3 protein-coding genes and 1 pseudogene are annotated in these 3,574 nt (G+C 65.4%); 2 read left to right on the top strand and 2 right to left on the bottom strand.

What is annotated here, in order from left to right:
* Window positions 1–422, top strand: a 422-nt coding sequence (locus LQV45_RS20840) for a GNAT family N-acetyltransferase (protein WP_230008651.1), incomplete at its 5' end; no start/stop codon positions are given.
* A gap of 207 nt (window positions 423–629) precedes the next feature.
* Here the strand turns inward: LQV45_RS20840 and ychF are convergent.
* The gene (gene ychF, locus LQV45_RS20845) at window positions 630–1,715 is read right to left on the bottom strand and encodes a redox-regulated ATPase YchF (protein WP_028275710.1); all 1,086 of its coding nucleotides are present in this window, start codon (window positions 1,713–1,715) and stop codon (window positions 630–632) included.
* A gap of 218 nt (window positions 1,716–1,933) precedes the next feature.
* On the opposite strand from ychF, the gene LQV45_RS20850 reads away from it, so the two are divergent.
* Window positions 1,934–3,172, top strand: coding sequence for a DNA recombination protein RmuC (locus LQV45_RS20850; RefSeq protein WP_230008652.1), 1,239 nt, complete (start codon window positions 1,934–1,936; stop codon window positions 3,170–3,172).
* Window positions 3,173–3,264: 92 nt separating this feature from the next.
* Here LQV45_RS20850 and LQV45_RS20855 read toward each other — a convergent pair.
* Window positions 3,265–3,574: pseudogene (locus LQV45_RS20855) on the bottom strand (4-hydroxy-3-methylbut-2-enyl diphosphate reductase); the annotation flags it as partial.

A 3,574-nucleotide genomic window follows, 5' to 3' on the forward strand; every position in this document is an offset into this window, starting at 1 on the left:
GCATGCTCATCGGCGATGTTGCATTAAAGGTGAACGACACTGAAAAGAGCGAGGCGGAATTGGGATTTACGCTAGCGCCCGAGCACCAGGGGCACGGGTATGGCCGTGAGGCGGTTCTGGGGCTCCTCGGCTACGCCTTCGAGCAGTTGCATCTCCACCGCATACTAGCTGTCACCGACGCGCTCAACGATTCTGCGGCCCGGCTTCTTGAGAGGGTGGGAATGCGGAGGGAAGCCCACTTCCACGAAAACGTCTTTTTCAAAGGTACGTGGGGAAGCGAGTTCGTCTTCGGAATACTGGACCGGGAGTGGACTGCAGGTCCACGGAGCGTACCGGATCTGCCTCCGACGGAATCGGGCCATAAGGAAACGACCGGGATGGCCCCCTCCCCGGTCGGCATCAAGGGGTTAGCTGTGAAATGACTCGTGAGCGCTGGTAAGGGAAAGACCCGCATCGCCTCGCGTTGGAGTCGCAGGTCATTGGGTATCCGGGGAAAAACCCCGAAATTTCCTATGCACCCGGACTCCGTCCGAAGGTCCTCGACGCTACGACTATCAATTCTGTTACAAGAAATGCCGCCCTCGTACGTTTCACGGAGGGCGGCATTTCTACTGATTCAGGCGAAGAATCTACACATTAAATCTAAATTCCACGACGTCGCCGTCGGCCATGATGTATTCCTTGCCTTCGATCCGGACCTTGCCACGGGCCTTCGCCTCGGCCATGGAACCGGCCTCGATCAGGTCATCGAAGGAGACGACCTCGGCCTTGATGAAACCGCGCTGGAAATCGGAGTGGATCACGCCAGCCGCCTGCGGGGCAGTGTCGCCCTGGCGGATGGTCCACGCGCGGGTTTCCTTGGGGCCGGCCGTCAGGTAGGTCTGCAGTCCGAGGGTGTGGAAGCCGACGCGGGCCAGCTGGTCCAGCCCGGATTCATCCTGGCCGTTCATTTCCAGCATCTCGCGGGCTTCTGCCTCGTCGAGCTCCACCAGGTCGGACTCGAGCTTGGCGTCCAGGAAGATGGCGTCGGCGGGGGCCACGAGGGCCCGCAGTTCCGCCTGCTTCTCCGGACTGCCGAGGATTCCCTCGTCGGAGTTGAAGACATAGATGAAGGGTTTGGCCGTGAGCAGGCCGAGTTCCTTGAGGTGCTCCATCTCCAGCTTGTCGCTCTTGATGGACGAGAAGATGGTGTCGCCGCGTTCCAGCACTGCCTGCGCCGCCAGGATGGCCGCCAGTTCGGCGGCCTCCCGCTTCTTGATCTTGACTTCTTTTTCGATCCGCGGGATGGCCTTTTCGATGGTCTGCAGATCGGCCAGGATCAGCTCGGTGTTGATCGTCTCCATGTCGGAGCTGGGATCGACCTTGCCGTCGACGTGGATGACGTCCGGGTCATCGAACACGCGGACAACCTGCGCGATGGCCTCGGCCTCACGGATGTTGGCGAGGAACTGGTTGCCGAGGCCCTCGCCCTCGGAGGCGCCCTTGACGATGCCGGCGATATCCACGAAGGACACGGCGGCGGGCAGCAGGCGCGCGGAGCCGAAGATGCCGGCCAGCTTTTCAAGCCGGGCATCCGGCAGGTTCACGACGCCGATGTTGGGCTCGATCGTGGCGAACGGATAGTTCGCCGCGAGGACCTGGTTGCGGGTCAGTGCGTTGAAAAGGGTTGATTTGCCGACGTTGGGCAGTCCGACGATGCCAATAGTAAGAGCCACGAGCATATATTCTACCCGCACCAGCCGCCGGCCGTTGCTGCGGCCTGCGGCTGCGCCTGTGGCGCGGCAGGGTGCCGGCGCGGGCGCGGGGCGGTGTGGGGTGTTCCCGGGGCGTTGTCGGGTGGTGCGGCGGGTACATCCCGGAGTGTTCCAGGGTGTTCCAGGGTGTTCCGGGCGTCGAAGCCAAAACTGTCACAGGGGCATGTCACAGTGAAGACATGGAAGCTTTTTCTCTGATTCTCGCCCTGCTCATGCTGCTCACGGGCGCCGTCACCGGCGCCGCCGTCGTCTATGTCCTGCTGCGCCGGCGCTATCTGGCCGTGGAACAGGACTTCGACGGCGTGTCAGCCCGGCTGTCCGAGGTCAGCGCCCAGTTCGCCGCCGCCGACGCCGAGAGGCGCCTGCTCGCGGCCCAGAACCGGGAACTCGGCGAGTCCCGGAACCACGACGGCAGTGTGCTCCGTGCGCTGGCGCCGGTGGCAGAAAAGCTCACTGCCGTGCAGCAGCAGGTATCCCTGCTCGAACGCGACCGGCTGGAGCAGTACGGCCAGCTGGCCCAGCAGCTGCAGGAGGCCCGCCTGTCCGATGAGCAGCTGCTGCGGTCCACGCATGCGCTGGAGTCCGCTCTGCGCTCCAACAGCGCCCGCGGCCAGTGGGGCGAGGTCCAGCTGCGCCGGGTGGTCGAGGCGGCAGGCATGCTGCGGCACGTGGACTTCCACGAACAGCTCCACAGCGGGCAGGCCCACAGCTCCGGCACGGACGGCAGCCTCCGGCCCGACCTCGTGGTGCAGCTGCCCGGCGACAAGCAGCTGGTGGTCGACGCAAAGGTCCCGCTGGCGTCGTATCTTGCCGCCCAGGACCTCGGCGCCGCCCAGGCGGGCCAGCAGTCCTCGCAGCTGCCCGGCAGCCAGCAGGCGCACCTCGCCGCCCATGCCAAGGCCCTGAAGGCCCATGTGGACGCGCTGGGCAGCAAGAAGTACTGGGACATCCCAGGCAACTCTCCGGAGCTGGTGGTCTGCTTCCTGCCGGCGGAATCAATCCTGGCCGCCGCCCTCACGGCCGACCCGGCCCTGCTGGACTACGCACTGGCCAAGAACGTGGTCCTGGCCTCCCCCGGGACCCTGCTGGCGGTGCTGAAGTCGGTGGCGTTCACGTGGCGGCAGGACGTGTTGACGGACAGCGCCCGGGAACTCTTCGAGCTCGCCCGGCAGCTCTACGACCGGATGGGCACGCTCGGCGAGAACGTCACCAAGCTGGGGTCCTCGCTGAAGACCTCGGTTGAGCGGTACAACTCCATGGTCGGGACCCTTGAGGCGCGCGTCCTGCCGACCGCGAGGAAACTCAACGCCCTGGAAGCCGCCGGACTGGCCACTCCCCCCGCCGTCGAAGTTACACCGCGGGCAGTCGCGGCCCCGGAACTTCAGTCCCGTGACGAGTCAGAAGAGTCCGCGGCCTAGGTGCCCTGCGCTTGGGTCTCAGCGCCCAGGACTGTCCAATGCCCAGGAGTGTCCAGTACCCAGGACGTCCAGTGCTTAGGAGTGTCCGGTGCCTAGGACTGTTCGGGGCGGGTGCCGCGGCCGCCGAGGGCGCGGGTGACGTCGCCGGCCTGCTTCAGGGTGGCCCGGAGCTCCTTCGGCAGGGAGAACAGGAGGTCTTCCTCGGCCGTGACGACTTCCTCGACCGATCCGTAGCCGTAGTCGGCGAGGAGCCGCAGCACATCCTTGACGAGGACTTCCGGGACAGAGGCCCCCGACGTCACACCCACCGTGGCGACGCCCTCGAACCACGTCTCGTCAACCTCGTTGGCGAAGTCGACCCGGTAGGAGGCCTTGGCGCCGTATTCCAGCGCCACCTCCACG

It is taken from the genome of Microbacterium sp. Bi128, from assembly GCF_918698205.1.